Origin of the sequence: Amycolatopsis lexingtonensis, assembly GCF_014873755.1 — a bacterium.
Classification (GTDB): domain Bacteria; phylum Actinomycetota; class Actinomycetes; order Mycobacteriales; family Pseudonocardiaceae; genus Amycolatopsis; species Amycolatopsis lexingtonensis.
Map to the genome: position 1 here is coordinate 81,487 of NZ_JADBEG010000001.1, position 24,834 is coordinate 106,320.

The 24,834-nt window shown below is 73.0% G+C and carries 21 protein-coding genes; 11 read left to right on the top strand and 10 right to left on the bottom strand.

Translation table 11 applies throughout. From position 1 onward, the window contains the following. Positions 1 to 7 precede the first annotated feature (7 nt). Complete coding sequence (locus H4696_RS00355) at positions 8 to 1,483, top strand: flavin-containing monooxygenase (protein WP_086859050.1); 1,476 nt, start codon at positions 8 to 10, stop codon at positions 1,481 to 1,483. On the opposite strand, the gene H4696_RS00360 is transcribed toward H4696_RS00355, so the two are convergent. The 6 genes from H4696_RS00360 to H4696_RS00385 form a co-directional block, all read right to left on the bottom strand. Then, complete coding sequence (locus H4696_RS00360) at positions 1,474 to 1,596, bottom strand: 50S ribosomal protein L36 (protein WP_086859049.1); 123 nt, start codon at positions 1,594 to 1,596, stop codon at positions 1,474 to 1,476. The two genes, H4696_RS00355 and H4696_RS00360, sit on opposite strands and share 10 nt — an antisense overlap. Before the next feature lie 72 nt (positions 1,597 to 1,668). Continuing rightward, positions 1,669 to 2,841, bottom strand: coding sequence for a VWA domain-containing protein (locus tag H4696_RS00365; protein ID WP_086859048.1), 1,173 nt, complete (start codon positions 2,839 to 2,841; stop codon positions 1,669 to 1,671). Next, on the bottom strand, positions 2,838 to 5,021 hold the full coding sequence (locus H4696_RS00370; protein WP_192781967.1) for a DUF5682 family protein: 2,184 nt from the start codon (positions 5,019 to 5,021) through the stop codon (positions 2,838 to 2,840). Before H4696_RS00370 ends, H4696_RS00365 begins: the two co-directional genes overlap by 4 nt. Continuing rightward, positions 5,018 to 6,106 (bottom strand): ATP-binding protein, encoded by a 1,089-nt coding sequence (locus H4696_RS00375; protein ID WP_192781968.1) that lies wholly within the window; start codon positions 6,104 to 6,106, stop codon positions 5,018 to 5,020. The genes H4696_RS00370 and H4696_RS00375 overlap by 4 nt, the downstream gene beginning before the upstream one ends. After that, the gene (locus H4696_RS00380) at positions 6,103 to 7,494 is read right to left on the bottom strand and encodes a DUF5691 domain-containing protein (protein ID WP_192781969.1); all 1,392 of its coding nucleotides are present in this window, start codon (positions 7,492 to 7,494) and stop codon (positions 6,103 to 6,105) included. The genes H4696_RS00375 and H4696_RS00380 overlap by 4 nt, the downstream gene beginning before the upstream one ends. 46 nt (positions 7,495 to 7,540) lie before the next feature. Further along, positions 7,541 to 8,860 (bottom strand): SWIM zinc finger family protein, encoded by a 1,320-nt coding sequence (locus tag H4696_RS00385; protein WP_249027265.1) that lies wholly within the window; start codon positions 8,858 to 8,860, stop codon positions 7,541 to 7,543. 91 nt (positions 8,861 to 8,951) lie between these two features. On the opposite strand from H4696_RS00385, the gene H4696_RS00390 reads away from it, so the two are divergent. Then, on the top strand, positions 8,952 to 9,461 hold the full coding sequence (locus tag H4696_RS00390; RefSeq protein ID WP_086865162.1) for a PadR family transcriptional regulator: 510 nt from the start codon (positions 8,952 to 8,954) through the stop codon (positions 9,459 to 9,461). Further along, positions 9,461 to 10,060 (top strand): GyrI-like domain-containing protein, encoded by a 600-nt coding sequence (locus H4696_RS00395; protein ID WP_086865163.1) that lies wholly within the window; start codon positions 9,461 to 9,463, stop codon positions 10,058 to 10,060. Before H4696_RS00390 ends, H4696_RS00395 begins: the two co-directional genes overlap by 1 nt. A gap of 126 nt (positions 10,061 to 10,186) precedes the next feature. Here the strand turns inward: H4696_RS00395 and H4696_RS00400 are convergent, their stop codons facing one another. Both H4696_RS00400 and H4696_RS00405 read right to left on the bottom strand, forming a co-directional pair. Beyond that, on the bottom strand, positions 10,187 to 12,253 hold the full coding sequence (locus H4696_RS00400) for an AMP-binding protein (RefSeq protein WP_086862060.1): 2,067 nt from the start codon (positions 12,251 to 12,253) through the stop codon (positions 10,187 to 10,189). 264 nt (positions 12,254 to 12,517) lie between these two features. Then, the gene (locus H4696_RS00405; RefSeq protein WP_086862061.1) at positions 12,518 to 13,447 is read right to left on the bottom strand and encodes a helix-turn-helix transcriptional regulator; all 930 of its coding nucleotides are present in this window, start codon (positions 13,445 to 13,447) and stop codon (positions 12,518 to 12,520) included. Positions 13,448 to 13,531: 84 nt separating this feature from the next. Between H4696_RS00405 and H4696_RS00410 the strand changes: the two genes are divergently transcribed. From H4696_RS00410 to H4696_RS00435, 6 genes are all read left to right on the top strand, one after another. Next, positions 13,532 to 13,918: a VOC family protein gene (locus tag H4696_RS00410; RefSeq protein WP_086862062.1), complete on the top strand. Its 387-nt coding sequence runs from the start codon at positions 13,532 to 13,534 to the stop codon at positions 13,916 to 13,918. 89 nt (positions 13,919 to 14,007) lie between these two features. Next, on the top strand, positions 14,008 to 14,757 hold the full coding sequence (locus H4696_RS00415; RefSeq protein WP_086862063.1) for a 3-hydroxybutyrate dehydrogenase: 750 nt from the start codon (positions 14,008 to 14,010) through the stop codon (positions 14,755 to 14,757). 33 nt (positions 14,758 to 14,790) lie between these two features. Next, complete coding sequence (locus tag H4696_RS00420; protein WP_086862064.1) at positions 14,791 to 16,119, top strand: MFS transporter; 1,329 nt, start codon at positions 14,791 to 14,793, stop codon at positions 16,117 to 16,119. 1 nt (position 16,120) lies between these two features. Further along, positions 16,121 to 17,992: a helix-turn-helix domain-containing protein gene (locus H4696_RS00425; protein WP_086862065.1), complete on the top strand. Its 1,872-nt coding sequence runs from the start codon at positions 16,121 to 16,123 to the stop codon at positions 17,990 to 17,992. 110 nt (positions 17,993 to 18,102) lie between these two features. Further along, entirely contained in the window at positions 18,103 to 18,273 is a 171-nt protein-coding gene (locus H4696_RS00430) for a hypothetical protein (protein WP_158104351.1), read from the top strand. Beyond that, positions 18,270 to 20,453: a TOMM precursor leader peptide-binding protein gene (locus H4696_RS00435; RefSeq protein WP_192781970.1), complete on the top strand. Its 2,184-nt coding sequence runs from the start codon at positions 18,270 to 18,272 to the stop codon at positions 20,451 to 20,453. Before H4696_RS00430 ends, H4696_RS00435 begins: the two co-directional genes overlap by 4 nt. On the opposite strand, the gene H4696_RS00440 is transcribed toward H4696_RS00435, so the two are convergent. Next, positions 20,450 to 21,652, bottom strand: coding sequence for an extracellular catalytic domain type 1 short-chain-length polyhydroxyalkanoate depolymerase (locus H4696_RS00440; protein ID WP_086864508.1), 1,203 nt, complete (start codon positions 21,650 to 21,652; stop codon positions 20,450 to 20,452). The two genes, H4696_RS00435 and H4696_RS00440, sit on opposite strands and share 4 nt — an antisense overlap. A 193-nt stretch (positions 21,653 to 21,845) precedes the next feature. Between H4696_RS00440 and H4696_RS00445 the strand changes: the two genes are divergently transcribed. After that, positions 21,846 to 23,183: a 3-hydroxybutyrate oligomer hydrolase family protein gene (locus H4696_RS00445; RefSeq protein ID WP_086864510.1), complete on the top strand. Its 1,338-nt coding sequence runs from the start codon at positions 21,846 to 21,848 to the stop codon at positions 23,181 to 23,183. On the opposite strand, the gene H4696_RS00450 is transcribed toward H4696_RS00445, so the two are convergent. Next, the gene (locus H4696_RS00450) at positions 23,170 to 24,126 is read right to left on the bottom strand and encodes a glycoside hydrolase family 6 protein (RefSeq protein ID WP_086864509.1); all 957 of its coding nucleotides are present in this window, start codon (positions 24,124 to 24,126) and stop codon (positions 23,170 to 23,172) included. The genes H4696_RS00445 and H4696_RS00450 overlap by 14 nt on opposite strands. 309 nt (positions 24,127 to 24,435) lie before the next feature. Between H4696_RS00450 and H4696_RS00455 the strand changes: the two genes are divergently transcribed. After that, positions 24,436 to 24,834 carry a hypothetical protein gene (locus H4696_RS00455; RefSeq protein ID WP_192781971.1) on the top strand — a complete coding sequence of 133 codons (399 nt, stop codon included), beginning with the start codon at positions 24,436 to 24,438 and terminating at the stop codon, positions 24,832 to 24,834.

A 24,834-nucleotide genomic window follows, 5' to 3' on the forward strand; every position in this document is an offset into this window, starting at 1 on the left:
GCGAACCATGACCGGTGCCGAACACGTCGACGTCCTGATCGTGGGGGCCGGCCTGTCCGGCATCGGCGCGGCGTGCCGGCTCCAGGAGCGGCTGCCGGGCAAGACGTACGCGGTGCTCGAGGCGCGCGACACCATCGGCGGCACCTGGGACCTCTTCCGCTATCCGGGAATCCGGTCCGATTCGGACATGTTCACCCTCGGCTACCCGTTCCGGCCGTGGAAGGACCCGAAGGCGATCGCGGACGGGCCGTCGATCCTCGCCTACATCCGCGAAACAGCCGACGCGTTCGGAGTGAGTTCACGGATCCGGTTCGGGCACCGGGTGGTGCGGGCGTCCTGGTCGTCTTCGACGGCGAGGTGGACGGTCTCGACGGCGCACGGCGCCACGTTCACGTGCCGGTTCCTGTACCTGTGCAGTGGTTACTACTCCTACGACTCCGGGCACGTCGTCGACTTCCCGGGACGTGACGAGTTCGCGGGCGAGATCGTCCACCCGCAGCACTGGCCCGCGGCGCTGGACTACACGGGCAAGCAGGTCGTGGTGATCGGCAGCGGCGCGACGGCGGTGACACTCGTCCCGGCGCTCGCTGCCCGCGCTTCGCGGGTGACGATGCTGCAGCGGTCGCCGTCCTACATCGTGGCGCGCCCGGGCCGGGACGCGCTCGCCGACCGGATCCGCGCGCTGCTGCCGGAGAAGCTCGCGCACCGGGTGGTCCGCGGCAAGAACGTGGTCATGGGGACGCTGTTCTTCCAGCTGATGCGCCGCCTCCCGGACCGGGCGTCGCTGGCGCTGCGCAAGCGCGTGGCGGCGCAGCTGCCGGCGTCGATCCCGGTGGACCCGCACTTCGTCCCGTCGTACGACCCGTGGGACCAGCGGCTGTGCCTGGTCCCGGACGCGGACCTGTTCAAGGCGCTGCGGTCGGGCAAGGCGGACATCGTGACCGACGGGATCGCGCGGTTCACCGCGTCCGGGGTCGAGCTGACGTCGGGGCGCTCGTTGCCGGCGGACGTCATCGTGACGGCGACCGGCCTGCGCTTGGTGGCCTTCGGCGGGATCGCGCTGGACGTCGACGGCCGGGCGATCGATCCGGGGGAGCAGCGGGCGTACAAGGGGATGATGTTCGGCGGCGTCCCGAACCTGGCGTGGTGCGTGGGCTACACGAACAACTCGTGGACGCTGCGGGCGGATTTGACGTCCCAGTACGTGTGCCGGCTGCTCGCGCACCTGGACCGCCGGGGGTACGCGTACTGCGTGCCGGACGCGGCTTCGGCTTCTTCGGCGGGCCGGCCACGCCCGATCGTGGACCTGCAGTCCGGGTACATCAAACGGGCCGCCTCCGGCCTGCCGAAGCAGGGTGGGAGGCGGCCCTGGATGATGCGCCAGAACTACCTGCTGGATCTGGCTGACATGCGCTTGAACCGGCTCGACGACGGCGTGCTGCGGTTCGGCTCACGCACGACGGCGAGCGCGGCTCAGCCCTGACGCGCCTTCGAGCGCGGGTTGTCCTTGTTGATCACGAACACCCGGCTGCCGCGGCGGATGACCTGGGCGCCCTGCTGGCGGGCCAGCGAGCGGAGCGAGCTGCGGACCTTCATGGTGACCGTCCTTCCCGTGGGAACCGTCCCACACCCGGCTCAACACCGCCCGCGTCGGTTTGATTCCGCGACTCAGCTGGTCTCGCGCGCCACCCACCCCTGCAGGTCGTCGCCGCGGATGGCGGCGGCCATCAGCTCCGGGAACTGGTCCGGGGTGCACGCGAACGCCGGGACGCCCAGCTCGGCCAGCGCCGCCGCGTTCTCGTGGTCGTACGACGGCGCACCCGAGTCGGACAGCGCGAGCAGCGTCACCACCTGGACCCCCGCGTTCACCAGCTCGCCGACGCGGTGCAGCAGCTCGTCCTCGTCGCCGCCCTCGTAGAGGTCGCTGATCAGCACCAGCAGCGTGCGCTCCGGGCGCTCGACCAGGCCCTCGCAGTACGCGATCGCCCGGTTGATGTCGGTGCCGCCGCCCAGCTGGGTGCCGAACAGGACGTCGACCGGGTCGGCCAGGTGCTCGGTCAGGTCCGCCACCTCGGTGTCGAACGCGACGAACGACGTCCGCAGCGCCCGCATCGAGGCCAGCACCGCGCCGAACAGCCCGGAGTACACCACCGACTCCGCCATCGAGCCCGACTGGTCGACGGCCAGGATCACGTCCCGCTGCACCGCCTGCTGCCGCCGTCCGAAGCCGATCAGGCGCTCCGGCACGATCGTGCGCAGCTCGGGGGAGTAGTGCTTGAGGTTCGCGTGGATCGTGCGCGCCCAGTCGACGTCGCCCGGGCGGGGCCGGTGGGTGCGCGAGGCCTTGTCCAGCGCGCCCTTGATCGCCGCGCGGGTGCGCTCGGCGAGCCGCTCCTCCAGCTCCTGGACCACCTTGCGGACGACCTCGCGTGCGGTCTCCTTCGTCTCCTCGGGCAGCACGCCGTTCAGCGACAGCAGCGTGCCGACCAGGTGCACGTCCGGTTCGACCGCCGACAGCAGCTCCTTCTCCAGCAACATTCGGGTCAGCCCGAGCCGGTCCACGGCGTCGCGCTGCATCACCTGCACCACCGTGCTCGGGAAGTAGCGGCGGATGTCGCCCAGCCAGCGCGCGACCCGGGGTGCCGACGCGCCCAGGTTCGCCCCGCGCGGCCCGCCCGCGGCCTCCTCGTCCGGCTTGTCGTAGAGGGCGGCCAGCACCTGGTCGACCCCACTGTCCTCATCGGACAGCTGCGTGTCGGCCAGCCCCGAGCCGGGCCCGGCGCCCTCGCCGCCCAGCACCAGCCGCCAGCGCCGCAGCCGGTCATCGGTCTCCGCGCTCACGCGCCCACCCCCAGCAGTGCGGCGAGGACGGGCAGCACGCGCTCCGCCCGGTCCTCGTCCAGTTCGTCGGCCACCGGCGCGAGCCGGGCGGGACCGGTCAGGCCGGCCGCCCGGTGCCCGATCGCCCGTTTCTCGGGCCCGCTGAACGCGCCGAACGTCCGGCGCAGCAACGGAAGCACCTCGGTGAAGACCTCCGGCGGGATCGCCGCGAGCCACGCGTCGATCACCCGCAGCAGGCCTTCGTCGTGCACCAGCAGCAGCGCGCCGCCGTCGAAGAAGCCTTCGACGTACGCCGCCCCCGCCGACGGCGTGATGCCCGGCGTCAGCGCCCGGCCCAGCCGCAGCTCGATGTCGAGCGCGTCGAGGAGGCCGCTGTCGTGCAGGATCCGGGTGAGCCGCCCGGCCAGCAACGGCGGCAGCGACGGCCGTTCCGCGAGCCGGGCCAGCGCCGCCAGCCAGCGGTCCTTGGCGTCGTCGCCCAGCAGCGAGGTCGCGTCGTGCACGCCGTCGACCAGCGCGGCCAGCCGGGCTGCCGCGTCGTCGTCGATGCCGTGCGCCGCCGGGGGCAGGCCCGCGCAGATCCGGTCGAGCATGCGGTCGGCGACCGCGCGCAGCGCCGCGGTGTCCGTACCGCGCACGTTCCCGTAGCGGGTCGCCCTGGCCAGCGCGGGCAGCGCCGACATCAGCCGCGCGACGTCCGCGTCGGCCGCCGCCCGGGCGTCGAGCGCCGCGAGCGCCTCGGGCAACGCGTCCGGCAGGTCGGCGAGCAGGCAGTTCTCGACGGCCGCGGTGACCTCGTCCAGCGGTGGCGTGCCCTCGACGGTGCCGCGGACCGCCGCCGTGGCCGCCGAAGGCACGGTGGTGCCGTACACCGCCGCCGCGACCAGGTCGACCTCGAACGACGGTTCCCAGGCCAGCGCCCACGTCTCCCGGAACGTGCCCTTGTTCCGCCGTGCCGATGCTTCCCGGCTGCCCCACTCGATGCCGAGGATCCGCAGCCGGTGCAGCAGCTTCGACCGCTCGAGCCCGCCGGGCGTGCGCAGGTCGAGGTCGAGCTCCTTGACGATCGGATCCTTCTTGAGCCGCAAGCGTTTCGCCGTCGCGGTCAGGTCCGCGGCCAGCGGCGGCTGCGGCACCCGCTCGGGGACCTCGCCGAGCCGTTCGCCGACCACCAGCCGCCGGGTGACCAGCTCGACCTGCACCTCGTCCCCACCGCACAGCACCGACCGGGTGGCTTCGGTGACCTCGGCGAGCCCGGCCGACGACCGCCCGCGCAGCGCCGCGAGCGCCTCGGCCAGCCGGACGGCTTCGATGACGTGCGCGGTCGAGACCGGCAGGTCTTCTTCCCGCAGCACCCCGGCGACGCCGGTCAGCCAGCGGGTGGTGACGTCCTCGGCCGTCGTGAACAGGTGGTGGTACCAGCCCGGCGACCGCACGCCGGCGCCGTACCCGCTCGCGGTGGCCAGGCGCCCGTGCGTCCACGGCACCCAGGTGCACGCGACCTTCCGCTTCGGCAGTCCTTTGAGGACGGCCTGGTCGTGCGACGCCGGCGGCAGCGGGTCGGCCAGCGCGGGCACGTGCCACGCGCCGCAGACGACGGCGATGTTGTCGTAGCCGTCCTTGCGCGTGCGGCGCAGCACTGAGCGCATGTACGCCTCGCGCCGTGCTTCGTTGCCCTGCGGGGGTGCCTCGTCCTCCCGCACCGCGGTCATCGCCTCGGCGATCACGTCGAACGGGTTTTCGGTGTCGCGCCGGGACTCGACGACGTCGTCCCACCAGCGTTCCGGGTCGTCGTAGCCCCCGGCCGAAGCCAGCAGCGCCAGCGGGTCGACCGGCGGGCCGGCGTGCTCGTCCGGCCCCGCGGCGAACGTGTGCGCCGCCGGGAGGTCGCAGAACCGCACCGGGATCCCGGCTTCGCGAGCGTAGGCGAGCGCTTGCCATTCCGGGCTGAAGACGGCGAACGGCCAGAAGGCGGCGCGCGAGACGTCGTCGGTCGCGTACGCCAGCAGCGCGACCGGCGGGGCCATCGCCGGGTCTTCGGTCAGCTCGACCAGGACGTCGGCTTCGGGCGGCCCCTCGATCAGCACGATGTCGGGCTCGAGTTCGGCGAGCCGCGCCGCCACGGCCCGGGCGGACCCCGGGCCGTGGTGGCGGATGCCGAGCAGGTGGGTCGCCGTCACGAAATCTCCTGGCCGGCCCGGTAGAAGTCGGCCCAGCCGTCGCGCTCGCGGACCACCGTCTCCAGGTATTCGATCCAGATCGCGCGGTCGGCCACCGGGTCCTTGACCACCGCGCCGTGGATGCCGGCCGCGACGTCGTGCGGCCGGAGCACGCCGTCGCCGAAGTGCGCCGCCAGCGCGAGGCCGCCGGTGAGCACGCTGATCGCCTCCGCAGTCGAGAGCGTGCCGGACGGCGACTTAACCGCCGTGCGGCCGTCTTCGGTGCGGCCCGAGCGCAGCTCGCGGAACACCGTCACGACCCGGCGGATCTCGGCCAATTCGGCGGCTTCGACGGGCAGCTGCAGCGACTTGCCCAGCTCCGCGACCCGCCTGCTGACGATCTCGACCTCGGCGTCGGCGCTGTCCGGCAGCGGCAGCACGACCGTGTTGAACCGCCGCCGCAGCGCGCTCGACAGCTCGTTGACGCCCTTGTCGCGGTTGTTGGCCGTCGCGATCAGGTTGAAGCCGGGCCGCGCCTGCACCTCGGTGCCCAGCTCCGGGATCGGCAGCGTTTTCTCGGACAGGATCGTGATCAGCGAGTCCTGGACGTCGGCCGGGATGCGGGTCAGCTCCTCGAGCCGGGCCAGCTTCCCGTCCCGCATCGCGTGCAGCAGCGGGCTTTCGACGAGCGCGGCCGGGCTCGGGCCCTCGGCGATCAGCCGGGCGTAGTTCCAGCCGTAGCGGATCGACTCCTCGGACGTGCCCGCCGTGCCCTGCACCAGCAGCGTGGAGTCGCCGCTGATCGCGGCGGACAGGTGCTCGGACACCCACGTCTTCGCCGTGCCCGGCACGCCGAGCAGAAGCAGCGCGCGGTCGGTGGCGAGCGTGGCGACGGCGACCTCGATCAGCCGCCGCGGGCCGACGTACTTCGGCGTGATGACGGTGCCGTCCGGCAGGGTGCCGCCGAGCAGGTACTCGACGACGGCCCACGGCGACAGGTTCCAGCTGGGCGGCTTCACCCGGTCGTCGGCGGCGGCCAGCGCGGCCAGCTCGGCGGCGTGGTCCTGCTCGGCGTGCGGCCGGAGGACGGTGGCGGGGGCGGTCATGCGAGCTCCTCGTACATTTCGCGGCGGAAGTTCAGCGTCTCGGTGAGATTTCGGCGCCACGGCCCGGCGTCCATGGTCAGGCGGGTGGTGGCCAGCGGGTGGCGCAGGCACTGCGGCGGGACCGCCCGCGCGATCACGACGGCGGCGTGCGAAACCAGGCGGTGGTCGTCCTGGCGGGCGATCCAGTCGAGCAGGGCGGTGCCGAGCTCCTTGGTCCACGGCCGGGGCAGCTCGTGCACCAGCCGCGCGAACGACTCGACGGGCAGCCGGCTGATCAGGTGCCCGACCGTGGCGGCCTGACCCGCCGGGCTCAGCACGCCCAGCAGCGGCGGGGTGGCGCGCCCGCCGGGGTCGGCGCCGATCAGCGCCTTCGCCCAGGTCTCGTCGCCTTGCCGGACGGCCGCGGTGGCCCAGGATTCGCGCAGCACGGTGGCCGGGCACCCCTCGACGCTCATCCGCACCACCTCGGCCGGTGGCCCGAACTCGGCCCAGAAGGCCAGGGGAGCGGCCGCGACGAGGGTGCGCAGCCGGACGGTGCCCTCACCGCGTTCGCCTTGCGGCAGCGCGATTTCGAGCGCCCGGTTCCGGCGGCGGACCAGCGGGCGCAGCCGTTCGGCCATGCTTTCGCCGTACCGGGTGCCGGGCAGCCGCCCGAGCAGCTCGGCGGCGCGTTCCCGGACCGCGGCCGCCCGGTCGCTCAGCGCGGCTTCGAGGAAGGCTTCGTCCTCGGGCCGCACGTGCGCGGCGAGCACGCCGAGGAAGTCCGAGCGGACGTCGGCGGGCTCGCTCTTCCACGAACCGGTGAGGGCGGCACGGGCTTCTTCGGGGTCTTCGGTCAGCTTGGCGGCCAGCCAGCGGCGGCGCTGGGCGAGGCTGCCGTACTGCCAGACGTCTTGTGTGCCGGCGGTTTCCGCCGGAGCGGCCAGGAAGGACCAGTCCGGGTTCCGCTGCCCGAGCCAGGCCCCGACCGGCCCGGCGACCGCGACGAGCGGCCCCCGCAGCGCGGCTTTCGTCCGGGCGGCTTCGGCGAGCAGCGGGAGGGTTTCGGGCGGGACGCGGTAGTTCGTGCCGGCGACGATGCCGAGCCATTCGAGCAGCAGGTCGGGGTGACTGGCGGCGAGCAGCCGGGCCAGCCGTTCCCGGGCGAGCGGCGGCACGAAGGGCCGTTCGTCTTCGGCGGCGACCGGGAGCGGCCGCACGTCGTGGAGCGGCTGCCGCCCGGCGCGCCGGAAGGTGGTGAGGACGGCCGCGGCCGCGAGGAGTTGTTCCGCCGGGTCGGTGCGGGCTTCGGCGAGTGGCCGCACGGCGGGGGGCTGGCTCGACAGGTCGAGGGTGCGGCGGCGGGTGCCGAGGAGGGCGGTGCCGACGAGGTCTTCCCAAGCTTTCACGGTTTCACCGCCTTCCGGTGTGGGTGGGTTCGGGCCGGGGAAAGGTTCACAGCCGCACCGCCCGGTTTTCGTGCCAGCACGTCAACGGGCGCAAGCCCGCCTGGCTCCACTCGCCTGCCACCGTCAGGGGGTTGCCCGCCGACATCGCCAGCAGTGGCCACGGGAACGCGGACGGGACCAGGGGCAGCGCGGTTCCGTCCTTTTCGGACAGACACCAGCCACCCGCGTGTTCGGCGGGGGTCACCGAGGACAGCAGGACCGGCCAGCGCTCCAGCCAGGGGTCGGCGGCCATCGCCTCCGCGTACGCCGCCAGTGCGGCCGGGATCGAACCGCCCTCGGCGGCCGGGGCCGCGAGTGGGATGCCGCGCTCCACCACCATCGCGCGCAGCGGTGCCGCGCCCGGGTAGAACGCCAGTTCCGCCGTGAGCAGGTGACCCGGTGGCAGCGACGCGTCCAGCGGGCGGCCCGGCGGGGCGAACGACAACACCAGCGCGTCCCGGCCCGTGCCGCGGCCGCGCAGCCACGTGCGGCGGGTGAGCAGCCGGTCGTTCTCCTCGTCGGCCGCGCCGGTGATCAGCCATTCGTCCGACACGCGCTCGCCGGTCTCCAGGACGCGGGCCGTCTCCACCGAGAAGCCGAGCCGGGTGCGGACCGTCTCCGCCAACGGTGGCGGCAGCGAATCCAGCCGGCCGGCCGCGTCCGCCAGCAAGTACAACAGCGACAGCTCGGAGAGCAGTGCCTCCGGCCAGTCGCGGCGCCCGACGGTGCCGGCCGCCCGGCGCAGGCCGCCCGCGAGGCCGGACGCCTGTGCGTCGACCATCCGGGCCGCGACCGTGCGCAGCTCGTCGCCGCCGTTGCGGTCGAAGCCCGCGAAACCGGCGCCGATCCGGTCGGTCAGCCAGACCTTCAGCTCGGCCACGCCGCCTTCGACGCGCGCGGCACGTTCCCCCGCGCGGCGAGCGGCGGCCTCTTCGTCCTTCGGCCCGGCCGCTTCCGCGCGTTTCTCCGCCCGCCGGGCGCGATCGGCTCGCTCGGCCAGCCACGTGTGCACCCACTCCGGCGCGGGCCCGGTGTCGATCTTCCCGGCCGCCCACAGCATCAGCAGCCCCAGCGCGTGCTTGCACGGGAACTTCCGGCTGGGACAGGAACACCGGAACGCGGGCTCGGCGAGCTCGACGCACGTCTGGTACGGCTTCTTGCCACTGCCCTGGCAGAAGCCCCACACGGCGTCTTCGGACGCGCCCGCGCCCGACCACTTCGCCGGCGCCGCGAGCGCCCGGCCCGCCTTCTCCGACGCGGGATCCGGCGCCAGCCCGGCCACGCGTTCCGCGGTCCACGGCACCGCCGTCACCACCTGTCCCCCCACTGTTCTCCCTCGCTTTCCGGTACTCGCTGAAGCATGCCAGCACCCACCGACAATTTCCGGAAGCCGAGTATTCTAGTGCTAGGATAAGAGTGTGCTGACGGACGCGGAACTGACGGTGCTCGGCCTGGTGGTCGAGCGGCCGAGGCACGGCTACGAACTGGACGAAGTCGTCTCCGAACGCGGCATGCGCGAGTGGACGGCGCTCGGGTTCAGCTCGATCTACTACGTGCTCGGCAAACTCCGCGACCGCGGCCTGGTCGCCGAAGTCGAGCAGGACCGCGCGCACGCCAAGGCGAAGAAGACGTACACGGCCACGGACGCGGGGCGGCAGGCGTGCGCGGCCGCCGCGGAAGCCGCCATCGCCGAACTGCGGCCGGTGCACCCGCCGGTGCTCGTCGGGCTGGCGAACAGCCCGGCCGTGGCGCCCGGCCGGGTCGCCGCGGCGCTGGCCCGGCGGGCCGAAGCGGTCGGGGAGCGGCTGGCCGAAGTGCGGCGCGCGGCCGCGGCCCAGCCGGACGCGCCGCCGTTCGTCCGGGCGATCTTCGACTACTCGATCGCGCAGCTCGAAGCGGAAGCCACCTGGCTGGAGGGGATGTCCTGATGTCGTACGACCTCAAGAAAGAGCTGAAGCAGCTCTACGCGCCCAAGAACACCGACTGGGCCCTGCTCGACGTGCCCGAACAGCAGTTCCTCGCGCTCGACGGCCGCGGCAACCCGAACACGGCGGAGGCCTACAAAAAGGCCGTCGAAGCGCTCTACGCTTTCGCCTACACGATCAAGATGACGGCGAAGAGCGCCGGCGAAGACTTCGTCGTCGGCCCGCTGGAAGGGCTGTGGTGGGCGGACGACTACGCCGCCTTCACCGTGCGGGCCAAGGACTCCTGGCAGTGGACGATGCTCATCGCGCTGCCGCCGTGGATCGGTGAGGACGCCGTCGAGGAAGCCCGGGAAACCGTGCGGCGCAAGAAGAAGATCGACGCGCCGGTCCGCCTCGAAAAGCTGCACGAGGGCCGGTGCGCGCAGGCGCTGCACATCGGCTCGTACGACGACGAAGGCCCGCTGCTGGCCCGCCTGCACGGGGAATTCCTGGAGCGGCAAGGACTCGAGCCCGCCGGGCTGCACCACGAGGTCTACCTCGGCGATCCGCGCCGGGTGGCGCCCGCGAAGCTCAAGACCGTGCTGCGTCAGCCGGTGGGCTGACCGGCCGGTCCCCAAGCGCCCCAATGTGGCGTTCGGTGCGTCCAACGCACCGAACGCCACATTGGGTGCGTCTGACGCACCCAACGCCACATTGGGGTGTTCGGTGGGGCCTGGGGAGCCACGGCATCAGTACTCGGAGGTCGCCGGCCAGGTGTCGTCGTGCAGGAGGCGCTTGAGGATCTTGCCCGTCGCGTTGCGGGGGAGGTCCGGTACGAAGTAGACGTCCCGCGGCACGGCGAACCGGGCCAGCCGCTGGTGGATGTACGCGCGGATGTCCTCGGCGTGCAGCGAAGCGCCGCGCCGGGGCACGACGTACGCGGCCAGGCGCTGACCCCACTCCGCGTCCGCCACCCCGACCACCGCCGCGTCGTGGACGCCGGGCAGCGCGACCAGTGCCTCCTCGACCGGGCGCGGGAAGACGTTCTCACCACCGGAAACGATCATCTCGTCGGCCCGGCCGGTGACGAACAGGCGGCCCGCCGCGTCGAGGTAGCCGACGTCGCCGGTGGCCATCAGGTCCGCCGCGCGCGCCGGATCCGTGCCGTTCGTGTAGCCGTCGAAGAGCATGTCGTTGCCGACGAAGATCTGGCCCTCGCCGCCGGGCGGCACCGGCTTGCGGTCCTCGTCGAGGATGGCCAGGCGGGTGCCGAGCAGGCAGCGCCCGGCCGTCGTCGGGGCCGCGCGCAGGTCGGCGGGGTCGGCGATGCTCGCCCAGGACACCTCGGTCGAGCCGTAGAAGTTGTAGAGGACGTCCCCGAAGGTGTCCATGAACGACGTGACGAACGCGCCCGACATCGCCGAGCCGCTGCTCGCCACGATCCGCAGCGACGACAGGTCGTAGCGCGCGCGGACCCGTTCGGGCAGGTCCATGATCCGCTGCAGCATGATCGGCACGACGAACAGCGCGTCGCACTTCTGCTCGGCGATCGTCCGCAGCGTCTCTTCGGCGTCGAACTTGCGGGTCAGCGCCAGCGACGCCCGCAGCGCCATGCCGAGCTGCATCGCGGCGAGACCCCAGCTGTGGAACAGCGGCGCCGCCACGAGGATCCGGTCCGAGGCGCGCAGCGGGATGCGGTCGAGGATCGCCGCGGCGGAGCCCAGGCCCTTCGGCGTGGGACGGCGGGCGCCCTTCGGCGTCCCGGTGGTGCCGGAGGTGAGCACGACCAGCCGGCCCGGCCGCTCGACCGGCTTCGGCGGGTCGGCGGGCGCGGCGTGGATCAGCTCGTCGACGGTCGGGTAGCCGGCGTCGGCGTCCGGCCAAGTGCTGATCCGGGCGAAGTCGCCGGGGACGTTCGCGATGGTCTGCGCGAATTCGTCGTCGGCCAGCACGGCGGACGGCTTGTGCTCGGCGAGCACGTCCTTGACCGAAGCCGCGGACAGGCCGGTGTTCAGCAGGACGACGTCGGCGCCGAGCTTGCTGGCCGCTACGAACGACTCGACCATCGCGGAGTGGTTGCGGCACATCAGCGCGATCCGGTCGCGTTCGGCGACGCCGAGCTCGCTCAGCGCGTTGGCGAGCCGGTTGCTGCGCTCCTGGACCTGGCGGAAGGTGCGGAGGTTGCGCTCGTCGTGCAGAGCGGGCTCGTCGGGGACGCGGCCGGCCGCGGCCTGGTAGCCGCCCGCGACGGTGGCGCCCCACTGCGCGAGGGATTGGAGCTGGCGGGCCAGCTTGTCCGGCCGGGCGGGGCTGAGCACGCCGGCGCGCAGCAGCACGCTCGTGGTGCGCAGCTTGGTCGCCTTGTTGCCGTCGCGGTCGGCGTCGGGGTCGTACTGCCCGGCCAGGTGCAGGTCGAGCCGCCGGGCCAGCGCGCGGACGTCCTTCTTGATCGACGAGACCAGATCCAGGTACGCCGGCGGCAGCATCATCCGGACGAACAGCTCGGTCTTGCCGCCCGCCAGGGGTCTCAGCTCCAGGGAGACCCACGTGCCGTCGTCCGGGACGCCGCACCACACCACGTGCTCGCCCGGCCGGTACACGACGGCCTGCACCTGAGCCTCCAGCATCGGTCCCCGCTCGGGGACGATCCGGATCACGCCTTTCGGCCCCCGGCCGCGCGAGGCCGGTTCCTGGACCTCGCACCAGCTGATCTCCGGCACGAACCGCGCGTACCACTCCGGCGATCCGACGATCTGCCACACCACGTCCGGCGTGTGCCCGACCACCGCACTCGCCTCGACCACATCGTCACGCATCGTCTGCCCTCACCGCAGTGTCACCGAACACACGTTCAGGTCACGGAGGCGTCACAGTAACAGCAAACGGGTGATCACGGATACTCCGAACGGCCAGATACCGGTGAGTAACGGACACTCGTAGTAGGTCTTCCTAATGTCCATAGTGGACCGATTAACGGCGTTCACCGAGCATAGCGGGCAAACGGCGTTCAAGGGCGGGGTTCCGGCGCCGGCAACGGCGTGAGCAGGCCCGATACGGGCCGTGTCGGCGGCCTGCCGGAGTTATCGGGCATAACGGGCAACCAGCTCGGCGCCCAGGCGCGCCAGCTCCGCCCGCACCGGCTCCGGGCCCTCGACGTCGACGAGCGCGCCCCAGCCCGCCAGCTCCTGCGCGATCATGATCGGCGCGGGTGCCGCGACCCGCACCCGCACGCGGTCGTCCGGCAGCTCGGCCACCAGCTCGCAGTGCCGTCCGAACCGGTCCCGCATGACGCCGAGGTGGCGCCGGGCCAGCACCACGTCCGCGGTGAGCAGCGAACGGCGTGTCTCGACCTCCTCGACGACCTCCTGCCAGACCTTCGCCAGCTCCAGGTCCGTCGGCCGGTCCGCGGCCTCCTCGGTGGGGGTGGCCGCGGCGATCCGGTCGACGCGGAACGTCCGGCGGCCCTTGTCCGTGCCCGCGACCAGGTACCAGACGTCGTCCTTGTCGACCAGGCCCCACGGGTCGACCACGCGGTCGCGGCCGGTGTAGGTGAAGCGGACGCGGCGGCGGGCGATGACCGCGTCCCGCAGCAGCTCGACCATCGGCGGCCGCTCCTTCGGGCGCTCGCCCCAGCCCGCCTGGTCGACGACGACCGCGTCCGCCGCCGCCTCGGCGTCCGCCCGGAACGTGCCCGGCAGCGCGCCCATGAGCTTCCGCAGCGCCGACTTGACCTCCGGCGCGGTGGCCGCGGCCGGGCCGGCCAGGAGGAACAGGGCCTGCGCTTCGCGGGCGCTCAAGCCGGAGAGGTCGGTGCGCGCGCCGCCGACGAGCTGCCAGCCGCCACCGCGGCCGGGCTGCGGGTAGACGGGCACGCCGGCGGCTGACAGGGCTTCGAGGTCGCGGCGGGCGGTGGCGACGGAGATCTCCAGCTCGGCGGCCAGTTCGCCCGCGGTGACGCGGCCGCGGGTTTGCATCAGCAGGAGGGTGGCCACGAGGCGGTCGGCACGCACGGGGGAAGTGTCGCAGGAAAAGTGCTCACTCCGTGCGCACTTTCACTCCGCATGATGGCGCCACACCGCTTGAGAGGAGCAGTCATGCTGCGAGGAATGGCCACCGTTTCGTACTTCGCCGACGACCACGAGGCCGCGAAGGAGTGGTACGCGGAGTTCCTCGGCATCGAGCCGTACTTCCAGCGGCCCGGGTACGCCGAGTTCCGCGTCGGCGACCACCAGCACGAACTCGGGCTGATCGACCGGAAGTACGTCCCGGAGAGCCGGGGCGGGGCGAGCGGCGAGATCGTCTACTGGCACGTCGACGACCTCGAGGCGGCCGTCGCGCGCCTCCACGAGCTGGGCGCGAAGGAGCACGAGCCGATCACCGAGCGCGGGCCCGGCTTCGTGACGGCGTCGGTCGTCGACCCGTTCGGCAACGTCCTCGGCGTGATGAGCAACGCGCACTACCTGGCGATGCTGGCGCGCTGACAGGTGTGCGGCGGCACCATGGGATCTTCCCGGCTTGTAGCCGCCGCGCACATGGCCCGCGACGCGGGTCACGCTTACCGTTCCCGTCCATGACCAGCGATCTGGACGGACGCACCGCCCTCGTGACCGGCGGGGCCGGGGGCATCGGCCTCGCCTGCGTCCGCGCTCTCGCGGCGGCCGGGGCCAAGGTGCACGTCGTCGACGTGGACGCCGAACGCGCCGAAGCCGCCGCCACCGAAGCCGGGGGCTGGGCGCACGCCGCCGACCTGACCGACCCCGCCGCCATCGGCGCGCTGCCCGCCGAGGTCGACATCCTCGTCAACAACGCCGGCATCCAGCACGTCGCGCCGATCGAGGATTTCCCGCCGGACGTCTTCGCGCGCATCCAGGCGCTGATGGTCACCGCGCCCTTCCTGCTGATCCGCCACGTCCTCCCGGCGATGTACGCGCACGGCCGGGGCCGGATCGTCAACATGTCGAGCGTCCACGGGCTGCGCGCCTCCCCGTACAAGGCCGCCTACGTCGCCGCCAAGCACGGGCTCGAAGGGCTCTCCAAGGTCGCCGCCCTCGAAGGGGCCGCGCACGGGGTCACCAGCAACTGCGTGAACCCCGGGTACGTCCGGACCCCGCTGGTCGACGGCCAGATCGACGCACAGGCCGCGGAGCACGACATCCCGCGCGAGGACGTCGTCGCCGAGGTCCTCCTCCGGCGCGCCGCGATCAAGAAGCTCATCGAACCCGACGACGTCGCTTCCCTGGTGGTGTGGCTGTGCTCCCCGCGCGCCGGCCACATCACCGGGGCGTCCATCCCGCTCGACGGCGGCTGGACCGCCGCCTAGATCCCGCCCGACCACAAGGAAGTGGAGCCCGCAGTGAGCCAACCCCACCGATCGGCGATCGCCAAGATCGTCGGCGCGAGCCTGATCGGCACCACCATCGAGTGGTACGACTTCTTCCTCTACACCTCGGCCGCCGCGCTGGTGTTCAACAAGCTGTTCTTCCCGACCGCGGACCCGCTCACCGGCACGCTGCTGGCGTTCCTGACCTACGCGGTCGGGTTCCTCGCCCGCCCGATCGGCGGCCTGGTCTTCGGGCACTTCGGCGACCGGCTCGGGCGGAAGAAGCTGCTCATCGTCAGCCTGACGCTGATGGGTGGCTCGACCGCGCTCATGGGCGTGCTGCCGACGTACGCCTCGGCGGGCGTCGCGGCTCCCTTGCTGCTGACGCTGCTCCGTCTCGTCCAAGGCTTCGCGCTCGGCGGGGAATGGGGTGGCGCGGTCCTGATCGTCTCCGAGCACGGTGACGACCGCCGCCGCGGGTTCTGGGCGAGCTGGCCGCAGTGCGGCGCGCCGGGCGGCAACCTGCTGGCCACCGCCGTCCTGGCGATCCTGTCCGCGACGCAGTCCGACGCGACGTTCCTGTCCTGGGGCTGGCGGGTGCCGTTCCTGCTCTCGGCGGTGCTGCTGCTGATCGGGCTGTGGATCCGGCTGGCCGTCTCCGAGTCGCCGGTGTTCCTCGCCGCCCAGCAGCGGGCCGAGGAGCGCGACGAGAAGCACGTCCCCGTCGTCGAAGTCTTCCGCAACAACTGGCGCGAGGTGCTGATCACCATCGGCGCCCGGATGGCCGAAAACGTGTCGTACTACGTGATCACCGCGTTCATCCTGGTGTACGTCACGACCGGGCTGCACCTGCCGAAGGGCATGGGCCTGACCGCGGTCCTGATCGGCTCGGCCGTGCACTTCGTGACCATCCCGGTCTGGGGCGCGCTGTCCGACCGCGTCGGGCGCCGCCCGGTCTACCTGTTCGGCGCGATCGGGATGGCCGTGTGGGCCTTCGCGTTCTTCGCGCTGCTGGACACGAAGTCGTCGGCGGTGATCGTCCTGGCCACCACCGTCGGGCTGGTGCTGCACGGCGCGATGTACGGCCCGCAGGCGGCCTTCTTCGCCGAGCAGTTCCCGACCCGTGTCCGCTACACCGGGCTGTCGGTCGGCGGCCAGCTCTCCTCGATCGCGGCCGGGGCCGTCGCGCCGCTGATCGCCGTGGCGCTGTTCTCGGCCTGGCGCAGCACCGTGCCGGTGTCGCTGTACGTCGCGGGGATGTGCCTGCTCACCGTGATCGCGCTGCTGGCGGCCCGCGAGACCCGCGGCCAGTCGCTGCACGACGGCAGTGTCGAGGCGGAACAGGCGACCGTTTCGCCCTAGCATGACCGCCGTGACCGCACCTTCCGACGCGTTGCGCCGGCTGCTCGACCTGCTCGCCTCCGGGGCGAGCACCGAGCAGCTGGCGCACGTCGTCGTGGCGGCCCGCGCCGAAGGCACCCTCGGCGCGGGCGACCTGGCCGCGCTGGCCAGCGCGGGCGAGCTGGCCCTGCGGATCCGGGAGACGCTCGCCGAGCACCGGCGGCGCGAGGCCCAGCTGACCGCGTTGTTCGAGACCGCGAGCGAGCTCGCCGCACTGTCCGATCCGGACACCGTGCTGCGCTCGATCGTCCGCCGCGCGCGGGCCCTGCTCGGCGTCGACGTCTCCTACCTTTCGCTGAACCGCGAATCCGAGAACAAGACTTACGTCCGGGTCAGCGACGGCTCGGTGTCGGCGGAGTTCCAGCAGATCGTGCTCGGCATGGGGGAGGGCCTCGGCGGGCTGGTCGCGCAAACCGCGCGGCCGTACGCGACTTCGGACTACTTCAACGACGAGCGGTTCAAGCACACCCGCCACATCGACTCCGGCGTCAAGGACGAAGGCCTGACCGCGATCCTCGGCGTCCCGCTCGCGATCGGCCCCAAGGTGCTCGGCGTGCTGTTCGCCTCCGACCGCGCCACGCGGGAGTTCACCGCGGACGAAGTGGCCCTGCTGTCATCGCTGGCCGACCACGCGGCCATCGCGCTGGACAGCGCGAACCTCCTCGACCAGACGCGCCGCGCGGTCGCCGAGCTCAACGAGGCCAACGCGACGATCCGCGCGCAGAACGAGGCGATGGAACGCGCCGAGGACGCCCACGACCGGCTCACCGACCTGGTGCTGCGCGGCGGCGACCTGCCCGACGTCGCCGACGCCGTCGCCGGCGTGCTGCACGGCGACCTCACGGTGTACGACGCCGACGGCACGCTGCTGGCCAGTTCGGCGGCCCCGGCCGCGCTCGACCCGGCCGCGCTCGCCGCGGCCCGCACCGCCGGGCGCGCGGTGTCCACGAAGGACTGCTGGGTCTGCGCGGTGCAGGCCGGTCCCGAGCTGCTCGGCAGCCTGGTGCTGACCGGCCGCGCCGGGCTCACCGGCCCCGACCGGCGGCTGTTCGAACGCGCCGGCGTCGTGACGGCGCTGCTGCTGATGCTCCGCCGGTCGGTGGTGCGGGCCGAGGACGAGGTCCGCGGCGAGCTGCTCACCGACCTCCTGACCGCGCCGGACCGCAACCCCCGCGCGCTGCTGGCCCGCGGCCGCCGGCTGGGCATCGACCTGTCGGCGCCGCACGCGGTCCTGGTCGCGCACGCCGACGGCGGCTCGCGGCGGCGGGTGGCGAGCGCGGCCGCCCGGCACGCGACCTTGGTCGGCGTGCACGCGGAGGAGGTCGTGCTGCTCGGCGCGGGCGATCCGGACGAACTGGCCCGGCGCGTGGCCGCCGACCTCGGCGCGGCGACCGGCCGCCCGGTCACGGTGGGCGCGGCCGGCCCGGCGAGCGGCCCGTCGGCCATCGCGGACGCCCACGCCGAAGCCGCCCGCTGCGTCCGCGCCCTGCTCGCGCTCGGCCGCACCGGCGAAGGCGCGGCGATGGCCGGGCTCGGGTTCCTCGGCCAGCTGCTCGGCGACCGAGCGGACCTCGACGCGTTCGTCCGCCAGACCCTCGGGCCGGTCCTCGACTACGACGGGCGCCGCGGCACCGAGCTGGTCGCGACGCTGCGGGCGTACTTCGCGAACGGGGCGCAGCTCGCGCGCACGAAGGACGTCCTGCACGTCCACGTGAACACCGTCGTGCAGCGGCTGGAGCGGGTGGCCTCGCTGCTGGGCGAGGACTGGCAGACGCCGGACCGCGCGCTGGAGATCCAGCTGGCCCTGCGCCTGCACCGCCTCGGCTCGCGGTGATTTCTTCCAGCGTGCCGCGGACCAGTGCCATTGCGCCGGGCGGCCCTAGCGGGACGCGCCGCCACCGGGCACGGTGGAAGCCGACGGATGCCGAAACGATGGGGGTTCTCGTGAAGGAATTCGAAAGCGCGCTCGCGGCGGCGTTCGACGTCGTCCCGGCGGAAGCGACCGGACTGGCGATCGACCGGCTCGACGGCAGCCGGTCCACCGGGTCCCAGGCGCGGCTGTGCTACACCTGGGTGGCGGACCCGGTTCGTCCGTCGGTCAGCCCTTGTAGGTGACCGAACCCACCCCGCCGGTCGTCGGGTTCAAGCGGCACCTCAGTACCGCGGTGGTGCCCGGCGACGCGGTGTACGTGCTTTCCGAAGAAGGCGCGACAGCCCTGCGCGGGCCGCACCTGGAGTCCCTGGTCCCGTTGCTCGACGGCACCAGGGACTTCGCGGCCCTGCGCCGGGAACTGCCCGCCGGCGTCCCCGCCGACGAGGCCTCCGGGGTGCTGACGCGGCTCGCCGAAGCCGGGCTGATCGGTCTGCGGCCCGCGGTCTCCGACGCCGAATCGGCTTACTGGGACGCCGTGGACGGCGAAGCCGCGCACGGCCGGATCGCGCTGCGCGGCGCGGATCCCGCGACGGTGGACGTCCTGCGCGCGGCCGGGCTCACGGTGGCCGAAGACGCCGACCTCTCCCTCGTGCTGTGCGACGACTACCTGGCCGAGCATCTGTCCGATGTGGACGCCGAGCACCGGGCGTCCGGGCGGCCGTGGCTGCTGGCCAAGACCGTCGGGGCGCGGGTGTGGCTCGGCCCGTTCTTCACTCCCGGCGAGGGCCCGTGCTGGCACTGCCTGGCCGCCCGGCTCTGGGGCAACCGGCCCGCCGAAGCCCACGTGCGGGACGCGCTCGGCCTGCCCGGTCCGGTGCCGCGCCCGCGGGTTTCCCTCGCCCCGCTGACCGCGGTCGCGCTCAACCTGGTCGCGCTCGAAGCGGTGAAGTGGCTGGCCGGGCAGCGGTACCCGGACCAACGGGCGCTGTGGACGTTCGACAGCCGCGACCTGACCGGCGAACGGCACGCGGTGCGCGCCCGTCCGCAGTGCGTGTCCTGCGGAGACCCCGGCCTGGTGCGCGAACGGACGCGCCGGCCCGTGGTGTTCGAGTCCCGGCCGAAGTCCCGCACCGACGGCGGCGGGCACCGCGTGCTGCCGCCGGAACAGGTGCTCGACACCTACCGGCACCTGGTCAGCCCGCTGACCGGCGTCGTCACGGAACTGCGCCGCGACACGCGTGGCCCGGCCCTGTTCGCGTCCTACCGCTCCGGGCCGAACACCGCGCTGGGAAGGCGTGGGGCGGAGCGGCTGCGCACGGCGTTGCGCAGCGAGAACGGCGGTAAGGGCGTCACCCCGATCCAGGCCGAAGTCGGTGCGCTGTGCGAGGCCCTCGAGCGGCACAGCGGGCACTACGACGGCGACGAAGAACGGGTGCGCGCCAGTTTCCGTTCGCTGGGCGACAAAGCGGTGCACCCCGATACGTGCCAGCTGTTCCACGAACGGCAGTTCGCCGACCGGGCGCGCGGCAACGCGGCGCACGGGCCGTTCCAGTTCGTCGCCGAGCCGTTCGACGAGGACGCCGAGCTCGACTGGACGCCGGTGTGGTCGCTGACCCGCGGCGAGCACCGGCTGTTCCCCACCGCGCTGCTGTACTTCGGCGCGCCCGGGCCGCCGTCCGTGCTCGCCGACTCCAACGGCAACGCCGCGGGCGGCACCCTGGAAGACGCCACGCTGCAAGGGATGCTCGAAGTCGTGGAGCGCGACGCCGTCGCACTGTGGTGGTACAACCGCACCCGGCAGCCGGCGGTCGACCTGGACGCGGCAGCGGACCCCTGGGTCGCGGAGCTGCGCGAGGCGTACGCCGGGCTGGGCCGCGAGCTCTGGGTCCTCGACGTCACCTCCGACCTCGGGATACCCGTGTACACCGCGATCTCCCGCCACATCGGCGGGCCCCGCGAGGCGATCATGCTGGGCTTCGGCGCGCACCTCGACCCGGCGGTCGCCCTGCGGCGCGCGCTGACCGAGCTGAACCAGATGGTGCCCGCGATCCTCGACGGCTGGGACGGCGGCGACGACCCGGACGCGGTGCGGTGGCTGCGGGACGCGACCGTGGCCACCGAGCCGTACCTGCTGCCCGGCCCGGAGTGCGCCGCACCCGCGGCCGACGTCTCCTCGCCCGACCTGCTGGCGGACCTGAACCTGGTGCGGGGCAGGCTGGAGGACGCCGGGCTCGAGGTGTTCGTGCTCGACCAGACGCGTCCCGACATCGGCCTGCCCGTGGTCAAGGTGATCGTGCCCGGCCTGCGCGGGTTCTGGGGCCGGTTCGCGCCCGGCCGGCTCTACGACGTGCCCGTGCGGCTCGGCCGGCTGACCGAGCCGCACGGCTACGACGACCTCAACCCGATGCGGATCTTCCTCTAGCACTGCCCGTCGGCGATGACCCAGTAGCCCGGTGACGTCTCCTTCAGCGCGTGCGTAGTGAAGGTGTTCCACAGCCCCATGGCCTGGTTCGAGCCGTTCGCGTACGTCTGGCCGCCGCTCTGGTGCGCGCGCCCGGCCTGCGTGTGGGCGTAGTTGCTGGCGTTCACGCACGTCCCCGACGGCGCGGTGCTCGTCGTGGTGGTGGTCGGCGGCGCGGCCGTCGTCGTGGACCCGGATCCCTTGTCCAGCCCCCAGAACACGCCGGTGTAGTAGCTGGAGCAGATCCCGGCGAGGAAGTACGCGCCGGTGCTGCCGCACTGCGTCGTGCCGGTGCCCGGGTCGACGGCGGTGCCGTGGCCCATGCCCGCGATGGAGTACAGCTGGACCTTGTCCCCGTAGTTCGTCAGCGTCGTGCCGCCGGGCAGGGACTGGGTGCTCGTGGGCGTCTGGGAAACGCCGTGCACCGCCGTCCACTGGTCACGCAGCTCGGTGCCGTTGACCGGGTAGACGGTGTAGTCGCCGGTGCCCTGCCAGATCGCGACGCGCGGCCACGGCCCGCCGTAGCCGGGGTACTGCGCGGTGGCCTTCGCCGCCCACTGGGCCGGGCTCAGGTGCTGGTCGTTCTGCTGGCAGTTCGTCGCTTCGGTGACGCTCGTGGCGCACTGGGCCGGCAAGCCCGCGTTGATGCCGCCGCCGGCGAAGACGTCCGGGTAGGCCGCGAGCAGGTCCGCGGTCATCCCGCCGCCCGCCGACAGCCCGGTCACGAAGACGCGCGAGGTGTCCGAGCCGTGGTCGGCGACCGCCTTGTCCACCATGGACTTCACGGACGCGGCCTCGCCGTTGCCGCGGGTGTCGTCGGCGGTGGAGAACCAGTTGAAGCACTTCAGCGAGTTGTTCGCGGTCGACTGCTGCGGGAACACCACTTCGAACCGCCACCGGTCGGCCAGCGCGGGCCAGCCCGAGTGGGCGTAGTAGTCCGCCGCGCTCTGCGTGCAGCCGTGCAGGGCGACGACGACCGGGCGGCCGGTTTCGAGCCCGGCGGGCGTGTAGGTGTACATCGCCAGCGCACCGGGATTGGCGCCGAAGTTCGTCACCTGGACCAGGGACGCGGCGGGTGGATCGGCAGCGGAGGCCAGTCCGGTCGTGGTGAGGGCGGCGGCCGCGATCGCGGCCAGTCCGGCGAAGGCGAGCTTGCGCATGGTGAAGTCCTTCTCGTCGTTGAGAGGGTTTCCGACGACGCTAAGCCGGTCCGGGAGGTTCGGACCATGTGGCCGTCCACCACATCGCCCCGCGGATTCATGGTGACCGGCGGGGTGGCTCTCCGGCGGGGCACGCGCTTGAGTTCTGTCCCATCGACGAGACCGGAGGTGGGCCGTGCGGGGTTGGCTGAGCTTGGTGGTGGCGGGTGCGCTCGTGGCGGCGCTGCCCGCCCCGGCGTCGGCTTCGGCCGGGCGCTGCCGGGTCGACGTGCCGGGCGCGGAGAAGTCCGTGGCCGAGTGCCTCGACGACCTGACGACGACGGGCACGCTCGAGTCGGGCCACACCGTCGTGGCCGACTGGGCCGGGCTGACGTCGGCGGGGCTGCCGGTGCCGGGCCGCGTCCCCGGCGTCCAGGTCGACGGGTACTTCCCGGACTCCTCGACGTCGAACGCGAACCACGGCTGGAACCACGACTCCCAGTTCGTGCTGCGGCTGCCCGACCGCTGGAACGGCGGCCTCGTCGTCGCCGGCGCGCCCGGCGTGCGCCGCCAGTACGCGAACGACCGCGCGATCGGCGACCAGGCGCTGGCCGAGGGCTACGCCTTCGCCGCGACCGACAAGGGCAACACGGGCGCGGCGTTCTACACCGACGGCGGCCGGCCGGGCGACGCGCTGGCGGAGTGGAACACGCGCGTCACGCAGCTGACGGTGGCCGCGAAGGGCGCGCTGACGCGCCACTACGGGCGCCCGCCGGCGCGGACCCTCGCCGCCGGCCTGTCCAACGGCGGGTACCTGGTGCGGTGGCAGCTGGAGAACCGGCCGTGGCTCTACGACGGGGGCGTCGACTGGGAGGGAACGCTGTGGCGTGCCGATGGACCGAACTTGTTCACGTTCCTGCCGCCGGCGCTCCGGGCGTACCCGGCGTACGCGGCGGGTTCCGCCTCGGCCCACCAGTCCATTTTGGACGCGGGGTTCGCACCGGGGTCGGAATTCCTGTGGGACTACCACTACCGCGTCTACTGGGACCTGACCCAGCGGATCTACCGCGAGGAGGTCGACCCGTCGTTCGACGGCGCGCTGGAAGCCGGAACCCCGTTCTGCACCTCGGGAACGCCGTCGTGTGACGCGGACTACGCGTACTCTTCCCGGCCCGCGTCCGTGGCCCGGGCGGTGGAGCGGATCTCGCTGACGGGCCGGATCGGCAAGCCGCTGCTGACGCTGCACGGCACGCTGGACACGCTGCTGCCGATCACCCGCGACTCCGACGTCTACGACCGGATGATCACCGACGCGGGCCGCGGCGCGCTGCACCGCTACTACCGCGTCGAGGGCGGCAACCACGTCGACGGCCTGGTGGACCAATACCCGGACCGCCTGCGGCCGCTGGGCCCGTGCTTCCGGACGGCGTTCGACGCGCTGGCGGGCTGGCTGCGCGGGGTGCGCCCGCCGGCGTCGGCGACGATCGCCCGCCCCGCCGGAGCGACCCCGGCGGAGCTGGCGACCTCGTGCGACCTGGTCAATCGCCCTTGATCAGGTGGTCGGCCAGCACCGGGCTGAACGTTCCCGCCGGGATGCCCGTGCCGTACCCGCAGCTGCCGTCGGAGTCGCCCGGGACCTTGATCCACAGCTGCATCTCCGGGCCGCCGCCGAGCTGGGACGTCGCGCCCAGCTTGCGCTTCGGCGGGTTGCACCACTCGGAGTCCGTGCCGTGGCCGTTGCCGTTGCGGCTGGAGTCGACCACGAACGGCGCCGCGTAGCCGAGGGCCGAGCCGACCGCCTTGCCGTAGGTGGTCGACTCGGCCGTGGTGTAGAAGTTGGACACGTTGAGCACGAAGCCGTGGATGGACTGGACGCCCACCTCCTTCAGCCGCGAGGCCATCGTCGCCGCCGGGATCCAGGTGGCGTTGCCGCCGTCCATATAGGCCCAGGTGTTGGGCGCCTTCTGGGCGAACTGCGTCGCGGCGAACTTCAGCAGGTCGACGCGGTCCGTGCGGGCGGTGCCGGTCAGGCAGTCGAGCTGGGCGAGCGCGTCCGGCTCGAGGACGACGATCGCCGGCTTGCCGCCGATGCCGTCGGCGAACGCCGAGATCCAGTCGCGGTAGGCCTGCGGGCTGCCCGCGCCGCCGGTCGACTCGCCGCCGCAGTCGCGGCCGGGGATGTTGTAGGCGACCAGGACCGGCAGCTTGTCGGCGACGTCGGCGGCGTAGGTGTACTTGTCGACCGCGGTGCGGATGTCGCCGCTCCAGTTGCCGAACCAGCGGGCGCCGGGCTTGGTCGCGATCGACGTCTTGATCGGGCCCGCGAGGCTGTCGGCCGGGTGGTCGCGGACCCACACCGCCGGGTTGGAGTCCGGGTCGACGTAGAAGCCGTTGGTCTTCTCGAGGGGGTTGCCGTCCGCGGCGAGGGCCGGGGACGCGGGTGCGAGGCCGGTGAGCGCGAGCGTGGCGGCCACGAGCCAGGTCGAAATGCGCATTCCGCGAGTTTGCCGCGCGGGTGTACACGAGCTGTACAAAACAAAACTGAACCGGCTGTCCCGCGCGTCCGTACTACTGGGTGAGGGGCTGTTTCCGGCTACCCCGAAACCGGCCCTGACCTGCGGTTCCACTGCCGGATGGGTGACCGTCGTCCGGCCGCTTGCGGCAGTGTCGCCGCCTCGTTCATGATGGGGCTCCGGGGTCCGCGAAATCCGTTCACATCGAATAGCCAGGTGCCGGCCATGCTTCGGAATAACCGTCCGTCCGGAAGTGAACGCCATGCTGTTACCCGTCGCCGGGGCCGCCTGATGGCCGCCGACCTGCCCAGCCTCGCCATCGTGGCCGGCCTGCTGCTCCCGGCCCTGGCCGCCGCGGCCTGGGCGATCACCCTCGAGCGGCGCCCGCGCCGCGTCCCCGCCGAGCCGGACGACGAGCCGGACTGGACGGTGGCCGGCATCCAGGCCCGCCTGCGCTTCGAGCAGTCGGCGCGGCGGCTGGCGGAGGCGGGCACGATCGCGCTGCCGACCCTGCCGATCCCGCGGCAGACGGGCCGCGAGTCGTCGCTGGACGGCCTGCCCTGGCGGGTGCCCCGGACCCTGCCGCCCCCGCGCCCGGCCGGCCGCGTGCTCGCGCCGCAGTTCGCGTTCGCGGCCCCGGACAACGACCTCATGCGCCGCATCCTGGACGGCCTCCGCAAGCTGGACTGA

Excerpts from the sequence above, each read along its gene's own strand:
- H4696_RS00355 (WP_086859050.1), top strand. The coding sequence starts at position 8 with ATGACCGGTGCCGAACACGTCGACGTCCTGATCGTGGGGGCCGGCCTG.
- H4696_RS00440 (WP_086864508.1), bottom strand. The coding sequence starts at position 21,652 with ATGCGCAAGCTCGCCTTCGCCGGACTGGCCGCGATCGCGGCCGCCGCC.
- H4696_RS00410 (WP_086862062.1), top strand. The coding sequence starts at position 13,532 with ATGCTGCGAGGAATGGCCACCGTTTCGTACTTCGCCGACGACCACGAG.
- H4696_RS00375 (WP_192781968.1), bottom strand. The coding sequence starts at position 6,106 with ATGACCGCCCCCGCCACCGTCCTCCGGCCGCACGCCGAGCAGGACCAC.
- H4696_RS00400 (WP_086862060.1), bottom strand. The coding sequence starts at position 12,253 with ATGCGTGACGATGTGGTCGAGGCGAGTGCGGTGGTCGGGCACACGCCG.
- H4696_RS00395 (WP_086865163.1), top strand. The coding sequence starts at position 9,461 with ATGTCGTACGACCTCAAGAAAGAGCTGAAGCAGCTCTACGCGCCCAAG.
- H4696_RS00425 (WP_086862065.1), top strand. The coding sequence starts at position 16,121 with ATGACCGCCGTGACCGCACCTTCCGACGCGTTGCGCCGGCTGCTCGAC.
- H4696_RS00360 (WP_086859049.1), bottom strand. The coding sequence starts at position 1,596 with ATGAAGGTCCGCAGCTCGCTCCGCTCGCTGGCCCGCCAGCAGGGCGCC.
- H4696_RS00415 (WP_086862063.1), top strand. The coding sequence starts at position 14,008 with ATGACCAGCGATCTGGACGGACGCACCGCCCTCGTGACCGGCGGGGCC.
- H4696_RS00455 (WP_192781971.1), top strand. The coding sequence starts at position 24,436 with ATGGCCGCCGACCTGCCCAGCCTCGCCATCGTGGCCGGCCTGCTGCTC.
- H4696_RS00450 (WP_086864509.1), bottom strand. The coding sequence starts at position 24,126 with ATGCGCATTTCGACCTGGCTCGTGGCCGCCACGCTCGCGCTCACCGGC.